Origin of the sequence: Pseudomonas sp. MYb327 (assembly GCF_040438925.1) — a bacterium.
Lineage (GTDB): Bacteria > Pseudomonadota > Gammaproteobacteria > Pseudomonadales > Pseudomonadaceae > Aquipseudomonas.
This window is the reverse complement of sequence record NZ_CP159258.1, coordinates 1,812,394-1,828,017: the sequence shown is the minus strand read 5'-3', so window position 1 is coordinate 1,828,017 and position 15,624 is coordinate 1,812,394. Positions and strand designations below refer to the sequence as shown.

The window sequence follows — 15,624 nt, the reverse complement described above, 5'->3', positions numbered from 1 at the left end:
GCTCGCCAATGCCTTCAACGATTGCCGGTTACATGCATGACGGGACCCCGACACTGTTGGTGGCAGACCCACGTGGCCTGGCAGTCAGGACCGTGCAGTTTCATCGGCGGTTGGCGCTCGATCCGATTGAGCCGCGAGTCACGCGGCAACGCTTCGACGCTGCCGCCCGCCCAGTGGCCAGTCGCGATCCGTATTTGTTTGCCCTGGCACTAAGCGACGCATCGGCGCCGGACAACCTGAGCCAGGTGCTCAGCCTGTCCGGCGCGGCGTTGTCGAGTGACAGCGTGGACGCCGGATGGCGGTTGGCCTTGCACGGCGCCGCCGGGCAGGTTGTCGATCATTGGGACGGACGCGGCAGCCACTCATGGACAGAGTTCGATGACCTGCTGCGCCCGGTGGCCGTGCGTGAAAGTGGCGACGGAATGGTTGAGCATGTCCTGGAGCGTTTTACCTATGCAGACGCCGACGCTATCACTGGCAACCTGTGTGGTCAGCTGATTCGGCATGATGACCCGGCTGGCACCGTGCACCTGCGCGAGCTGGGACTGGGCGGTGCTGTGCTACAACAGACCCGGCATTTTTTGCGCGACACCGACGGCGTGAACTGGCCGAGTGACGCGTCCGCGCGGGATGCTTTGCTTGAACCCGGCGCCGGTGCCACCACCGCGTACAGCTACGCACCCAGCACCGAACTGCTCCAGCAGATTGACGCGTTGGGGAATCGTCAACGATTCGCCTACACCGTCGCCGGGGAGTTGAGCACCACCTATCTGACCCTGGCCGGTGCCGGGCAATCTGACAAGCCCCTGGTCAGCGAGATTCTCTACAACCCCTCCGGCCAGATCGAATCGGAAACCGCCGGCAACGGCGTCATCACCCGCCACCGCTACGACCTTGCGGACGGTCGCCTGATTGGACTGAGCGCACACAAAGCCAATGGCACTCCACTGCAAGATCTGAACTATCGCTACGACGCAGCCGGCAATGTGCTGAGCATCGAAGACGCCGCGCAACCGATCCGCTACTTCAACAACCAGCGCATCGAACCGATCAAGACTTACCGGTATGACACCCTCGGCCAACTGATCGAAGCCACCGGCTGGGAAGCCAAGACCGGCAACGGCGGCCCCGCCCTTCCGGGCACGCAACCCCTGCCCCTCGACCCCAACCAGATCGCCAACTACGTACAGACCTTTCACTACGACGCGGGCGGCAATTTGTTGAACCTGGTGCATGTCGGTGCCCAGACCCATGGCCGCACCCTGACCCGCACTCAATACAGCAACCGTTGCCTGCCCGAGCGCAATGGTCGGCCACCGACTGAAGCCGAACTGGCTGACGGGTTTGATGCCAACGGCAATCTGCGGGAGTTGCAGGTCGGCCAGTCACTGGATTGGGACCTGCGTAATCAGCTGACCCGTGTGCGTCCGGTGGTGCGTGAAGACGGCAACGACGATTACGAAAAGTACCTCTACGACGGCAGCGGCCAGCGGGTCCGCAAAATTCGCGCGAACCAAACCAATGTGCGCACGTTGATCAGCGAAGTGCGTTACCTGCCCGGCGTAGAAATCCGCACCCACAGCGGCACGGGTGAAATCCTCCACGTGATCAACGCCAGCGCAGGTAGCAACGGTGTGCAAGTGCTGCACTGGGTCGCGCAAAAACCGGGCGACATCACCAACGACCAGGTGCGCTACAGCCTCAACGATCACCTGAAGTCCAGCACGATGGAACTGGACCAGAATGCCGATCTGATCAGCCAGGAATGGTATTACCCATTTGGGGGCACGGCTTGCTTCGCGGCACGGTCGGCCACCGAAGCGAAGTACAAGACTGTGCGTTACTCGGGTAAGGAACGGGATGCGACGGGGCTTTATTATTACGGGTTTCGGTATTACGCGCCGTGGTTGCAGCGGTGGATTAATCCGGATCCGGCGGGATATGTGGATGGAATGAATTTGTATGCGATGGTTGGAAACAGGCCCATCAATTTTGCGGATCTGGATGGTCGCATGGGAACTGAATTAACAGCGGCAGATATCAGTCATATAGTAAACACCCTCAAACGAGACATGGGCGAACTTCCTCAAGAAGATGTACGCTCTGTAGTTAACCAATATCTAAAAGGAAAAGGTGCTAACCCACAACAATATTCCGCAACAATCATGTCAAAACTGGGCTTTGCATCCGAGGCAATAGCCGAGCCGCAAGAGACCACCTATCATAGAAGACTAACAAGTAACGAAAAGAAAGGGTTGCATTTATTCTGGAGCACAAACGCGGGCTCTCGCTACATTGGAGCAACCAGCAGAAACTTCTTTATTCGAGCAAATACACAAGAGCGTCCTTCCTTGGCCACAGCTTCAAACGAGGCGCGCCGTGAATTAAAATCCAATACCGGCGAATACAGCGTCAACATGTCGAATGACGTATACAAAAGTAGCTTTGTACCAGCATTACAGCTATTGAGCGAGCACGAACAAGATCCGTGGCAAACCATTCTCCTGATGTCAGCCTCAGTGGGACCTAAAACAAGTTCGCCAGTTTATCGAGGGTCACGATTGTCAGACATGGGTCTGAGCCTCGGTGTAAGCCCGACTTTGAAAATAGGTGATATCGTAAGCGCCAGTAGCTTTTTATCGTTTAGCTCAGACAAAACAGAAGCCGAAAGTTTCATATCGAAATATCATCATGATAACTTCATAAAGGGAACCGTCGGCGTAATTTTTGTCGCATCAGACACTTACACCATCAGCAACTCTATTGAACACGAAAGTATAGTTTTTCCAGCAACCAACTACATAGTTAAAAATATCGTCACTCAAACCACCAGCGGAAACAGTCTTTTCCAAACAACCAGAAAATTCACACCAATGATTTACCTTGAAAAAACCAATAACAATCCGCCATCTAGAACAAAATGGATATAAAAATTGGACAGATGTAAATCATGATTTTATTAGTTAAGCAACTCGAATACTGATAGGTATACGAGTTGCCGAACAACCTGTGCCCCTTAACCGGTACCCTTACCCCTCCGGCCTCAACACCAGCACCGCCAACGGTGGCAAATTCAGCACCAACGACAACGCCTGCCCATGGCTCGGCGTCTCCTCGGTAAACGCCCCGCCACCGTTCCCATAATTGGAGCCCGCATATGTCGCCGAATCACTGTTCAACAACTCCGTCCAGCGCCCGGCGAACGGCACGCCTACGCGATAAGCCTCACGCGGCACTGGCGTGAAGTTAGCCACCACCAACACCGGTTTGCCCTCCTTGCTCCAACGCAGCCAGGCATAAACGCTGTTGATTGCATCGTCACCGATCAACCATTGGAAGCCCTGCGGTACATCATCCTGCTCATGCAACGCCGGTTCTTCGCGATAAAGACGATTGAGGTCGCCCACCAGTTTCTGCACGCCTTTGTGTTCCGAATACTGCAGCAGGTACCAATCCAGTTGCTGGTCGTGGTTCCACTCGCGCCACTGGCCGAACTCGCAGCCCATGAACAGCAGCTTCTTGCCCGGATGGGTCCACATGAAACTCAGATAGGCCCGCAGGTTGGCGAACTTCTGCCAGCGGTCGCCGGGCATTTTGTCGATCAGCGAGTGTTTGCCGTGCACCACTTCGTCGTGGGAAATCGGCAGGATGAAGCGTTCGGACCAGGCGTACACCAGGCCGAAACTCAGCTCGTTGTGATGGTGAGCGCGGTACACCGGATCTTGCTGGATGTAATGCAGCGAATCGTGCATCCAGCCCATGTTCCACTTGTAGGCGAAGCCCAGGCCGCCCTGTTGCGTGCTTTGGCTGACACCCGGCCACGCGGTGGACTCCTCAGCGATCACCAACGCGCCCGGCGCTTCCAGTGCCACCACGTCGTTGAGATGACGCAGGAAGTCGATGGCTTCGAGGTTTTCCCGCCCGCCATGGCGGTTCGGCACCCACTCGCCGGCCTTGCGCGAATAGTCGCGGTACAGCATCGACGCCACGGCATCCACCCGCAGGCCGTCGACATGGAAATGCTTGAGCCAGTGCAATGCCGAGGCCAGCATGTAGCCGTGCACTTCGGTGCGGCCGAGGTTGTAGATCAGCGTGTCCCAATCCTGATGGAAACCTTCCTGCGGGTTGCCATATTCGTACAGCGCGGTGCCGTCGAATTGCGCCAGGCCGTGAGTGTCGGTGGGGAAATGCGCCGGCACCCAGTCCAGTATCACGCCGATGTCAGCCTGGTGACAGGCGTTGACGAAGGCTGCAAATTCATCGCCGGTGCCATAGCGGGCACTGGTGGCGAATTGCGAGAGCAATTGATAGCCCCACGAACCACCGAACGGGTGCTCCATGATCGGCATTAGTTCGATGTGGGTGAAACCGAGTTCTTTGACATACGGGATCAGCCGCTCGGCCAGTTCTGGCCACGTGTACTGGCGGGCCACTTCGCCCAGATCGTCGAGTTCACATTGCCACGAACCGGCGTGCAGTTCGTAGATCGACAGCGGCGCGCTCGGACGCTGCCGTTCGCCACGGGCCTGCATCCACTCGTGATCCTGCCAGTCGATATTCAGCGGAGGCGCCACTTTCGACGCAGTGTCTGGCGGCAATGAGGTCGCCAGGGCCATCGGGTCGGCCTTGAGCGGCAGAATGCCGTGGGCGCTGAGGATTTCGTATTTATAGGCCTCACCCGCCTGCATGCGCGGGATAAACAATTCCCAGACCCCGGTGGGATGACGCAGGCGCATCGGGTGACGACGGCCGTCCCAGTTGTTGAAATCGCCGACCACCGAGACACGTTTGGCGTTCGGCGCCCACACGGCGAAACGCACGCCGTCGACACCGTCCACCGTTTTCAGCTGCGCACCGAGGCAAGCGCTGAGGTCACGGTGATTGCCTTCGGCGAACAGATACAAGTCCATCTCGCCGAGCAACGGGCCAAAACTGTAAGGGTCTTCGGAGAACTGTTCGCCACCGGCCCAGCGGGTTCTCAGCACGTAGGGTTGCGCCCGGTCAAAATGACCGACAAACAACCCCGGTGTCTGCGTTGCTTCAAGTTGGCCGAGCTCTTCTCCCGATTCCCTGGCCACCACCTGAACGCTCAAGGCGTCCGGCAGATAAGCCCGAATGAACTGCCCGCCGGCGCCATCGCCATGGGGACCGAGTATTGCAAAGGGGTCGTGATGCTCGGCGCGTACCAGCGCATCAATATCCCGCGCCCTGGGTAGCAACGCCTCTTTGTGTTGACCCTGTTCCTTGTTCGAGAAACTCATGACTACTCTCCACCAAGATCGGAAAAGGGTTTGAGCCCATTCAATAACCCGTACAAACCGTGCAAGGGCACGGACAGCCAGGTGGGGCGATTCTCTGCCTCATAGGCCACTTCGTACGCTGCCTTCTCCAGGCCGAACAACGCCAGCGCGGCGTCTTCGCCTTTAGGATCTTGCCATGCATGGCCAAGACTGGCTGCCGCCAGCCGATAAGCGTCGACAAACGCCTGTCGGGCCTCGCTCAGGTAGCGGTCGGAAACCCGCTGCCGAGCCGCTCGCGCTTCTGCTGTGTTATCAACGTTATGCACGTTAATGGCCATGGCCGCAGCGTAGTCGAAAGATCGCAAAACGCCGCTCACATCTTTATACGGACTGTGCTTGCCACGGCGCTCGTGCAGCGGTCGCGCCGGTTCACCTTCAAAGTCGATCAGGTAGGCATCGCCCTTGATCACCAACACCTGCCCCAAGTGCAAGTCGCCATGGACCCGAATGCGCAAGCCGCCAGCCGTCTGTTTACCCAATGTTTGCACATAACTGAGGATGGCTTTTTTGTTGTCCAGTAAACGGCTGACCAGGGTTCTGTCCGCCGGGTTCAGTTCGTTTTGATGTTGCTTGAGCAGCTTCAGCGCATGCTCGATTTGCGCCGCGACGTCCTTGGCCGAGGCCAGCGCATCTTTCTGCGAAGTGACTTGCGGCGTGAAGTCCGGGTTGTCGCTCGGCGCCGCCAGCACCTGGTGCATTTCTCCCAGTCGCTGGCCAAGCATGCCGGCGAAATCTTTCAACTCGCCGAGCGCGTTGTAGTGCTGTTCCTGCTCGGACATGGCATCCGCCAACTCGTCGCGCAATGCCCGTTCCAGGTTGTTCTGGGTCCATTCCCAGGCGTCGCCCTGATTGCTCAAGTAGCCTTGGGCGATCATCAGCAAGTTGTCTTCGCCCTTGCTATCGCGGCGAACCACCGAGCCCAGCAGCGGCGAGATGTTGCGGAAGCCGGCGCCGGTCAGATAAGCACTCATTTCCAGTTCCGGGTGCACACCGGAAGCGACCTTGCGGATCAGCTTCAGCACCAGGCTGCTGCCAATGACCACCGAGCTGTTGGATTGCTCAGCGGACAGATAACGCACTTCGGACTCAGCGGTCAGGCCCAACGTCGCCAGCTCGGCGGTCGGTTCGAAACGGATTTCACCACCGTCCGAAGGCAACACAAGATTGTCCTGCATGCCCTGCAGCACGGTGCGGATGAAGTTCTCGAGACTGAAGGCATCAGTGATCAGACCAACCTGCGGCCCGCGACGCACTCGCGACAACGCCAATTGTTGCGGCAACGCCGTGCCGACCTGATCCTCGGCAATGAACCCGAACGGCAGTTGATAACGGCTGGTCTGGTCGCCACTGGTGACTTCGATTTCACTCAACAGCACCGGATGCAGCGCGTCACCGAAACGCACACCGTAAGCCAGGTTGACCTGGTCGATAGCCGCGTCCTTGCCGGCGAACCAGCGACGGTTCTGTAGCCAGCTCGGCAAAATCTCCTTCTCCAGCGTGTTGCGCGACGGCGAATCAAGCAATTCTTCCATCCGTTTCTTCAGCACCAGCGTGGTGAAGTCCGGCAGGCTGTGCGCCGGTTCCACGTGCCAGCTCGGCATCTGGTTTTCCGCTGCCAGCACGAACCAATAGAAACCGTAAGGCGCCAGGGTCAGGAGGAAATTCAGCTGGCCGATGGGCGGGAAAGCGTTACCGCCGAGCATCTCCACCGGCACCATGCCGACGTAGGCCGACAAGTCCAGCTCCGCCGCTTGCGCACTACGGGACACGTTGGCCACGCAGAGGATGATTTCATGCTTGCCATCCGCCCCGGTGAATTCCCGGGTGTAGGCCAGAATTCTGCGGTTGGTCGGCGACAGCATTTTCAGCGTGCCTCGCCCGAACGCCTTGGATTGCTTGCGCACGGCGAGCATGCGTCGGGTCCAGTTCAGCAGCGAATGCGGGTCGCCGGCCTGGGTTTCGACGTTGACCGACAAGTAGCCGTATTGCGGGTCCATGATCGGCGGCAGCACCAGGCTGGCCGGGTCGGCGCGGGAGAAGCCGCCGTTACGGTCGATCGACCATTGCATCGGCGTACGCACGCCATCGCGGTCCCCGAGGTAGATGTTGTCGCCCATGCCGATTTCATCGCCGTAGTACAAGGTCGGCGTGCCGGGCATCGATAGCAACAGACTGTTGAGCAACTCCACGCGGCGACGGTCCCGCTCCATCAACGGCGCCAGACGCCGGCGAATCCCAAGGTTGATCCGCGCGCGACGGTCGGCCGCGTAGTAATTCCAGAGGTAATCGCGCTCCTTGTCGGTGACCATCTCAAGGGTCAGTTCATCATGGTTGCGCAGAAAAATCGCCCATTGGCAGTTGGCCGGGATTTCCGGGGTCTGGCGCAGGATATCGGTGATCGGAAAGCGGTCTTCCTGGGCCAGCGCCATGTACATGCGCGGCATCAGCGGGAAGTGGAACGCCATGTGGCACTCGTCGCCGTTCAGGCCTTTTTTGTCGGTGTCGCCGAAATACAGCTGGGTGTCTTCCGGCCATTGGTTGGCCTCGGCCAGCAGCATGCGATCCGGGTAATTGGCATCGATTTCAGCGCGGATCTGTTTGAGTACGTCGTGGGTCTCAGGCAGGTTTTCGTTGTTGGTACCGTCGCGCTCGATCAGGTAGGGGATCGCATCGAGGCGCAGGCCGTCGATGCCCATGTCCAGCCAGTAACGCATCACCGACAGCACGGCTTTCATCACCTGCGGGTTATCGAAATTCAGGTCTGGCTGGTGGGAATAGAAACGGTGCCAGAAATACTGGCCGGCCACCGGGTCCCAGGTCCAGTTAGACTTTTCGGTGTCGAGAAAAATGATGCGGGTGCCGTCGTACTTTTGATCGTCATCGGACCACACGTAGAAATCCCGCGCTGCCGAACCTTTCTTGGCCTTACGAGCGCGCTGGAACCAGGCGTGCTGGTCGGAAGTGTGGTTGATGACCAGCTCGGTGATCACCCGCAAGCCACGCTTGTGCGCCTCGGCAATGAAACGCTTGGCGTCGGCCATTGTGCCGTAGTCGCTGTGCACGCCACGGTATTCGGCGATGTCATAACCATCGTCGCGACGTGGCGAGGGGTAGAACGGCAAGAGCCAGATGGTGTTGACGCCGAGGTCGGCGATGTAATCGAGTTTGGCGATCAGGCCGGGAAAGTCGCCGATCCCGTCGTTGTTGGAGTCGAAATACGATTTGACGTGAACCTGATAGATCACCGCATCCTTGTACCAGAGCGGATCCTTGATAAAAGTGGCTGCCTTGGGTTTCTTCGCCATTTGAAACTCCTGATGAATTCACATTAACCACTGTAGGAGCCGGCTTGCTGGCGATTGCGGCGCATCAATCGATACGAATGGAACCTGACACACCGCTATCGCCAGCAAGCCGGCGCCTACAGGTCTGTGGTGTAACTAAGAAGTGGTAATCCGCCAAATCCCGAACGGCTGCTGCTCCGGGTCGATCCGCATGAATTGGTATTTGCCGTGCCACGTCCAGCGATGACCGTTCATCAAGTCTTCGCCCTGGGTGCTGGCGTCATCGGGCAGGCCCATTTCCCACAGCGGCAACTCGAAATTCGCCTCTTGCGCGTTATGCGGATCAAGACTCACCGCCACCAGAATGAAATTGCTGCCATCAGCACTGCGCTTGCCGAAATACAGGATGTTGTCATTCCAGGCGTTGTAGACCTTCAGTCCCAAATGCGTATGCAGCGCCGGGTTCTGTCGGCGGATGCGATTGAGCTGGGCGATCTCGGCAATGATATTGCCGGGCGCGGTGAAGTCCCGGGGGCGGATCTCGTATTTCTCGGAATTGAGGTACTCCTCCTTGCCCGGCACCGGCGCCGATTCACACAGTTCAAAACCGGAATACATGCCCCACAGGCCGGAGCCCATGGTCGCCAGCGCCGCGCGGATGAGAAAACCGGCCCGTCCGGACTCATGCAGGAATGCCGGGTTGATATCCGGCGTGTTGACGAAGAAGTTCGGCCGATAGCATTCGCGCCACGGCGATTCGTTGAGTTCGGTGAAATAGGCCGCCAACTCCTGCTTGGTGTTGCGCCAGGTGAAGTAGGTGTAACTCTGGGAATAACCGACCTTGCCCAATCGCGCCATCATCGCCGGTGTGGTGAAGGCTTCAGCGAGGAAGATCACCTCGGGGTATAGCGCCCGCACGTCGGCAATCAGCCATTGCCAAAACGGCAGCGGTTTGGTGTGCGGGTTATCGACGCGAAAGATCTTCACGCCCTCTTCGACCCAGCCGACCACAATGTCCCGCAATTCAACCCAGAGACTGGGTATCGCCTCGGCCGCGTAGAAATCGACGTTGACGATGTCCTGGTATTTTTTCGGCGGGTTCTCGGCGTACTTGATCGTGCCGTCCGGGCGCCAGTTGAACCAGCCGGGATGCTGCTGCAGCCACGGATGGTCCTGGGAACACTGGATGGCGAAATCGAGGGCGATTTCCAAACCGTAATCGGCTGCCGCCGCCACCAGTCGGCGAAAGTCTTCGCGGGTACCCAGTTCGGAATGAATCGCCTCGTGGCCACCCTCTTCGCTGCCAATGGCATAGGGGCTGCCGGGATCATCCGGCCCGGCCGTCAACGAATTGTTCGGGCCTTTGCGGTAGCTGCGGCCGATCGGGTGAATCGGCGGGAAGTACAGGACGTCGAAGCCCATGTCCTGAATCATCGGCAGCCGCGCGTGCACGTCATTGAAAGTACCGTGGCGGGCAGGATCGTCGGTGATCGAGCGCGGAAACAATTCATACCAGCTGGCGAACTGAGCCAGTTCGCGCTCGACATCCACCGGATATTCGGGGCTAAGGCTCAGGTAAGCGCGGTGATCCGCCTGAGCCATGAGTTCGGCGCTACGCTGGTGCAAAAACAGCGCGACCTGCTCGGTTTCGAGCAGGCCGGACAATTCGTGGTGCAATGCAGCCAGTTGCTCGCTCAGTTGCCCTTCGGCACGTTCGGCGGCTTGCTGGACGTGCAAGCGACCTTCTTGCAACTCAAGGCTGACAGGTACACCGGCAGTGTGTTTTTTCTCCAGTTCGTAGCGGAAACTGGCGAACTGATCGATCCAGGCTTCGATACAGAAGACATGGCGGCCCTGCTCCTCAACACGGAACTGGCCCTGCCAGCCGTTATTGCCCAGGTCGGCCATGACTTCACTGTGCCAGACCTCATTGCCCTCGTTGCGCCAACGGATGCGAACAGCGAGTTTGTCGTGACCGTCGGCAAACACCTTGCTGGTCACCGCCACGTCCTGCCCCACCACCGCTTTGACAGCGAACTGCCCGCCTTCGAGGGTCGGCATGGTGTTTTCAATCACGATTCTTGGCAGAAGAAGCGCCTGAGACAGCGGCATGTGCGGGTTGTAGCTCAACTCAGTCGGTTTTTCAGCAGTCATCGAGCATCACTCCTTTACGCCCCATGGACGCTCTTGTGTCTGGTTGTCGTCGGCAACGGACGTCCCGTACCGAATGAACTCACTTAGGTTCCGAGCGGCTGCCACTGGCAAAAGTTCATAGGAAATTGGCTGGAATCAAAACCTTCACGCAGTGGTCAACCTACTTAAGCACGACTCACGCCATGTGCCACTGGAGGCTTGAACAATGACCAACCCATTCCCGGCCGCAACACCCGACCCGAACATCGACGACCCGGTGATCCCACCCACCGATCCGCAACCGGTGCCAGAAGAGGAGCCACCAGGCACCAACCCGCCACCGAGGGAAGAACCGCCGACGACGATGCCGCCGGTGATTGTGAATCCCGAGTGATGACAATAGACGGCTGTTGATGATCGTTTCCGCACTCCCCGCGGAAACGATCCATTCAAAAGATGAAAGACCCCTCCTAAAAGCGTGTAGTCCCGGTCCTGATGTAGCGTTTCTATTGGATCGACGCTTTACTGAGACTCCCACTCTGTTTTCAGATAACGATCTCCCCTAAGCCGTGAGTGTGACCAGCCATGAAAACTCAATTTTTCAACGTCGATAGCTTCCCAAACAGTGCGAGCGCCCAGAGAAAAGCGCTCAACCATGGACGACTGACCGACGGCTGGCCTCACTTTGAAAATATCGAACTACGTATTACTGTTTTTCCAGACAGAACAATGTGTTGCTGAAACAACCTCGAGATCATCGATCATTGAAGAACTGGAAAATTGTCTACTTCACCAGAATTCCGACTTTAGCCATAACGAGCTTTTAAAAAACGCGAGCAAACAACGCGATTCGAAAATGGTGCCTGAGCAGGATCCACCGGTGATCGTCAATCCATAACCCTGCACCCAACCATGGAGCTGCCTTCGGCAGCTCCTACACAGGATCTTTGTCTTTATCGATGAGTTTTACGATTCTTGGCATCACGCCAAGGATCGCCAGCGCCAACAGTGTGCTGACCACTGCCGTCGCCTCCCTACCCAACCCGGCCGAGACGCCGATGGCAGCGGTCATCCACAAACCAGCAGCGGTGGTCAGGCCTTTGACGTGGCCTTCATCGCCTTCCTGGTTTTTCAGGATGGTGCCGGCGCCGAGGAAGCCGATACCGGCGATCACGCCCTGAACTACCCGGCTCATGGCGTCGGCCTGGGAGCCGGACATCTGTGGCACCAGCACAAACAATGCCGCGCCGAGGGCCACCAGCATGTGGGTACGCACACCCGCCGCCTTGCCCTTGTGCTCGCGCTCGAAGCCGAGAATCCCGCCCAGTATGGCGGCCATCAGGAGGCGTACGGTGATGCGGGTCAATTGTGCTGCGTCGCCGATATCGGCGAATTCCGCTTGCAGGGTTACCCAGACTTCATGCCACCAGGCGTTCATGATTTGTCCTTGAGAAGTGCCATGGAGGATGGACCGCAGCGACCATTAATCGGTTGCACAGAACGAAGGCGATTGCCGGCGACCTAACGCTTCAGTACCCGATGAAATAAGGACCTCGCCATGACCGTGCGCATCGAAAACGAAACCTGCTTTTTCACCACCGAAAACGGCGAGGAAATTCGCCTGTGTCCCGATGTCACCATCGTCACTGATTCGGCCAAGGCCATGTCGGCGGTGGATCTCAACGGCCAGCGCATCTACATCACCGAAGCAGAAGCCGACGCATTAACCGTAGCAGGCGCGGTTGACGGTCGCAGACATTTGAAAGCCACCGACAGTGATTCGGTGATTTGACTGATCGACATCAATAGCACCCGCAGGCGTCTGAAATAGCCGTCTGCGTCCCACTGCGAAAGGTGCTTCAACTTGTCGCAGACCGGGGCCCGCGCCCCATCTGATCCGGTTTTTATTGCAATACCTGAGTCTGTTATGCAAACAGATCGCCGCTCATAGTGCTCATGCCTGATGGAGGCTGATGAGCGAAAGACCATGAGCGAAAGAATCCCCGTCCGAACCGTAGAAACATTCGAACCTTCACGCCCGAAGATGAAGGTCAAGACCAGCGACAACCTGATCCACACCCGCAGTTTCACCGGCCTGTTCCGCACCCTGCGCATCAGCGGCGCGGGCGTTTTGTTTTTGCTGTTCTTCGGCACGGTGTGGTTGAACTGGGGCGGCCGCCAGGCCGTGCTCTGGGATCTTTCCGAAAGCAAATTCCATATCTTCGGCGCGACCTTCTGGCCACAGGACTTCATCCTGCTCTCGGCGCTGCTGATCATCGCCGCGTTCGGCCTGTTTGCGATAACGGTGTTCGCCGGGCGGGTCTGGTGCGGGTACACCTGCCCACAGAGCTCCTGGACCTGGATCTTCATGTGGTGCGAGAAAATCACTGAAGGCGAACGTAATCAACGGATCAAACTGCACGCCGCGCCCTGGGGCTTGAACAAACTGATGCGTCGCTCGGCCAAGCACACACTATGGCTGGCCATCAGCCTGCTGACCGGCCTGACTTTTGTCGGTTACTTCACCCCTATCCGCCCATTGGCCGAAGAACTGCTGACGTTGCAAATGAGCGGCATCAGCCTGTTCTGGGTGCTGTTTTTCACTGGAGCCACTTACATCAACGCCGGCTGGCTGCGTGAAGCGGTGTGCATGCACATGTGCCCGTATGCACGCTTCCAGAGCGTGATGTTCGACAAAGACACCCTGACCATTTCCTACGACGCCGCTCGCGGCGAGAACCGTGGCCCGCGCAAACGTGAAGTGAAACCCGCACAAGTCGGCCTGGGTGACTGCATCGACTGCCAGCTCTGCGTACAAGTCTGCCCGACCGGCATCGACATCCGCGACGGCTTGCAGATGGAATGCATCGGTTGCGCCGCGTGCATCGACGCCTGCGATTCGATCATGGACAAGATGGGCTACGCTCCCGGGCTGATCAGCTACACCTCGGAACACCAGTTACAGGGTGGCAAGACCCACCTGCTGCGCCCACGACTGATCGGCTACACCGCCGTGTTGCTGTTGATGATCGCGGCCCTGGTGCTGGCGTTGGTCGAACGGCCGATGGTGTCGCTGGACGTGAGCAAGGATCGTGGTCTGTTCCGCGAGAACAGTCAGGGGCAGATCGAAAACATCTACAGCCTGAAGGTCATCAACAAGACTCAGCAGCGTCAGGACTACCGTCTGACCTTGGTCGATGGCGATGGCTTCCAGTTGCAGGGCAAGACCGAACTGAGCCTGGCGCCCGGCGAGATTGTCGATGTGCCGGTCTCGGTGGCGATGACCACGGAGCGGCCGGGCAGCAGTTCGCAGGGCATCAGTTTCAGGATCGTCGACAGCGATGAGCCCGGCATCTATAGCGAGGCGAAGAGCCGGTTTGTTGCGCCGATGAATCGTTGAGCCATTAAGATGCAGTCATTTTGTGGTGAGGGAGCTTGCTCCCTCGCCACAGTTATTCGATTCGATTTCATTGCGGGATACCGATGAAACGCTACGAAAAATTCGCCGACGATATCGCTGAACTGATCCGCTCCGGCGTCCTCGGCCCCGGCCAGCGCGTGCCGTCGGTGCGTTACGCCAGCCAGACCTACGGCGTCAGCCCGTCCACGGTATTCCAGGCTTATTACCTGCTCGAACGCCGTGGCCTGATCCGCGCCCGCCCGCGCTCCGGCTATTTCGTCAATGCGCACGCACCGCGCCCGTTCTCCGAGCCGGTGATCAGCAGCCAGGTCAACGAATCCACCGAAGTCGACGTCAGCGAACTGGTGTTCTCGGTGCTCGACTCGATCAAGGACCCGAACACCGTACCCTTCGGCTCGGCGTTCCCCAGCCCAACCCTGTTTCCGCTGCAACGGCTGTCGCGCTCACTGGCCAGTGCCACTCGCGAAATGGACCCGCGAATGGTGGTCACCGACATGTCGCCGGGCAATCCACAACTGCGACGACAGATCGCCCTGCGCTACATGGTCGGCGGGCTGATGCTGCCGATGGAAGAACTGCTCATCACCAACGGCGCCCTCGAAGCGTTGAACCTGTGCCTGCAAGCCGTCACCGAACCCGGCGACCTGGTGGCCATCGAAGCCCCGGCGTTTTACGCCTGTCTGCAAATCCTCGAACGGCTGAAACTGAAAGCCGTGGAAATCCCCGTTCACCCCCGCGACGGCATCGACCTCGGCGTGCTCGCGCAAACCCTGGAGCGCCACCCGATCAAAGCCTGCTGGTGCATGACCAGTTTCCAGAACCCCATGGGCGCGACCATGCCCGAAACCAAGAAACAGGAATTGGTGGAGTTGCTGCGCCACCATCAAGTGCCGCTGATTGAAGACGATGTCTATGCCGAGTTGTATTACGGTCAACAAGCACCGAAACCGGCCAAGGCGTTTGATACCGAAGGGTTGGTGATGCACTGCGGCTCGTTCGCCAAGAGCCTCGCGCCCGGTTATCGAATCGGCTGGGTCGCCGCCGGGCGCTATGCGCAGAAAATCGAACGGCTAAAACTCATGACCTCGCTCTGTGCCTCGATGCCGGCGCAGGCTGCCATTGCCGACTACCTGCAACACGGTGGATACGACCGGCATCTGCGCAAACTGCGTTATGCGCTAGAGGAACAGCAAAGCGCGATGCTGGCGGCCATCGCCCGCTATTTCCCCGCAGAGACGCGCGTCAGCCAACCGGCAGGCGGGTATTTTTTGTGGCTGGAATTGCCGGCGCAGATGGACTCGTTGAAGTTATTTCAGATGGCACTGGCGCAGGGAATCAGCATTGCACCGGGGCCGATTTTTTCGCCGGCGCAGCGGTTCAGGAATTGTATTCGATTGAACTATGGCAGCCCGTGGGGAGAGGCTGCGGAGAAGGCGATGGAGACGTTGGGGCGAATTGTGCGGTCGTTTTGAACGATACCAAGTAT

General features: G+C 58.4%; 9 protein-coding genes. 5 read left to right on the top strand and 4 right to left on the bottom strand.

Translation table 11 applies throughout. The features are described from left to right. Window positions 1-92 precede the first annotated feature (92 nt). Window positions 93-2,930 (top strand): RHS repeat-associated core domain-containing protein, encoded by a 2,838-nt coding sequence (locus ABVN21_RS08210; protein ID WP_339555788.1) that lies wholly within the window; start codon window positions 93-95, stop codon window positions 2,928-2,930. Between the two features lie 99 nt (window positions 2,931-3,029). Here the strand turns inward: ABVN21_RS08210 and glgB are convergent, their stop codons facing one another. The 3 genes from glgB to ABVN21_RS08195 all read right to left on the bottom strand — a co-directional run bounded on the left by glgB (window position 3,030) and on the right by ABVN21_RS08195 (window position 10,738). Further along, window positions 3,030-5,261, bottom strand: coding sequence for a 1,4-alpha-glucan branching protein GlgB (gene glgB / locus ABVN21_RS08205; protein WP_339555789.1), 2,232 nt, complete (start codon window positions 5,259-5,261; stop codon window positions 3,030-3,032). A 2-nt stretch (window positions 5,262-5,263) separates the two neighbouring features. Continuing rightward, the gene (gene treS / locus ABVN21_RS08200; RefSeq protein ID WP_339555790.1) at window positions 5,264-8,605 is read right to left on the bottom strand and encodes a maltose alpha-D-glucosyltransferase; all 3,342 of its coding nucleotides are present in this window, start codon (window positions 8,603-8,605) and stop codon (window positions 5,264-5,266) included. Between the two features lie 135 nt (window positions 8,606-8,740). Next, window positions 8,741-10,738 carry an alpha-1,4-glucan--maltose-1-phosphate maltosyltransferase gene (locus ABVN21_RS08195; protein WP_339555791.1) on the bottom strand — a complete coding sequence of 666 codons (1,998 nt, stop codon included), beginning with the start codon at window positions 10,736-10,738 and terminating at the stop codon, window positions 8,741-8,743. A 205-nt stretch (window positions 10,739-10,943) separates the two neighbouring features. Between ABVN21_RS08195 and ABVN21_RS08190 the strand changes: the two genes are divergently transcribed. Continuing rightward, complete coding sequence (locus ABVN21_RS08190) at window positions 10,944-11,111, top strand: hypothetical protein (protein WP_223505681.1); 168 nt, start codon at window positions 10,944-10,946, stop codon at window positions 11,109-11,111. 540 nt (window positions 11,112-11,651) lie between these two features. Here the strand turns inward: ABVN21_RS08190 and ABVN21_RS08185 are convergent. Further along, the gene (locus ABVN21_RS08185) at window positions 11,652-12,155 is read right to left on the bottom strand and encodes an MgtC/SapB family protein (protein WP_339555792.1); all 504 of its coding nucleotides are present in this window, start codon (window positions 12,153-12,155) and stop codon (window positions 11,652-11,654) included. Window positions 12,156-12,275: 120 nt separating this feature from the next. Here ABVN21_RS08185 and ABVN21_RS08180 point away from each other — a divergent pair, with 120 nt between their 5' ends. The 3 genes from ABVN21_RS08180 to mapR all read left to right on the top strand — a co-directional run bounded on the left by ABVN21_RS08180 (window position 12,276) and on the right by mapR (window position 15,610). Next, complete coding sequence (locus ABVN21_RS08180; protein WP_339555793.1) at window positions 12,276-12,509, top strand: DUF3203 family protein; 234 nt, start codon at window positions 12,276-12,278, stop codon at window positions 12,507-12,509. 195 nt (window positions 12,510-12,704) lie between these two features. Further along, window positions 12,705-14,117, top strand: coding sequence for a cytochrome c oxidase accessory protein CcoG (gene ccoG, locus ABVN21_RS08175; protein ID WP_339555794.1), 1,413 nt, complete (start codon window positions 12,705-12,707; stop codon window positions 14,115-14,117). 83 nt (window positions 14,118-14,200) lie between these two features. Further along, window positions 14,201-15,610 (top strand): GntR family transcriptional regulator MpaR, encoded by a 1,410-nt coding sequence (mapR, locus tag ABVN21_RS08170; protein WP_339555795.1) that lies wholly within the window; start codon window positions 14,201-14,203, stop codon window positions 15,608-15,610. Window positions 15,611-15,624 lie beyond the last annotated feature (14 nt).

Bases quoted from the DNA above. Each gene is read 5' to 3' on its own strand.
- glgB (WP_339555789.1), bottom strand. From the start codon at position 5,261: ATGAGTTTCTCGAACAAGGAACAGGGTCAACACAAAGAGGCGTTGCTA.
- treS (WP_339555790.1), bottom strand. From the start codon at position 8,605: ATGGCGAAGAAACCCAAGGCAGCCACTTTTATCAAGGATCCGCTCTGG.
- ABVN21_RS08195 (WP_339555791.1), bottom strand. From the start codon at position 10,738: ATGACTGCTGAAAAACCGACTGAGTTGAGCTACAACCCGCACATGCCG.
- ABVN21_RS08190 (WP_223505681.1), top strand. From the start codon at position 10,944: ATGACCAACCCATTCCCGGCCGCAACACCCGACCCGAACATCGACGAC.
- ABVN21_RS08185 (WP_339555792.1), bottom strand. From the start codon at position 12,155: ATGAACGCCTGGTGGCATGAAGTCTGGGTAACCCTGCAAGCGGAATTC.
- ABVN21_RS08180 (WP_339555793.1), top strand. From the start codon at position 12,276: ATGACCGTGCGCATCGAAAACGAAACCTGCTTTTTCACCACCGAAAAC.
- ccoG (WP_339555794.1), top strand. From the start codon at position 12,705: ATGAGCGAAAGAATCCCCGTCCGAACCGTAGAAACATTCGAACCTTCA.
- mapR (WP_339555795.1), top strand. From the start codon at position 14,201: ATGAAACGCTACGAAAAATTCGCCGACGATATCGCTGAACTGATCCGC.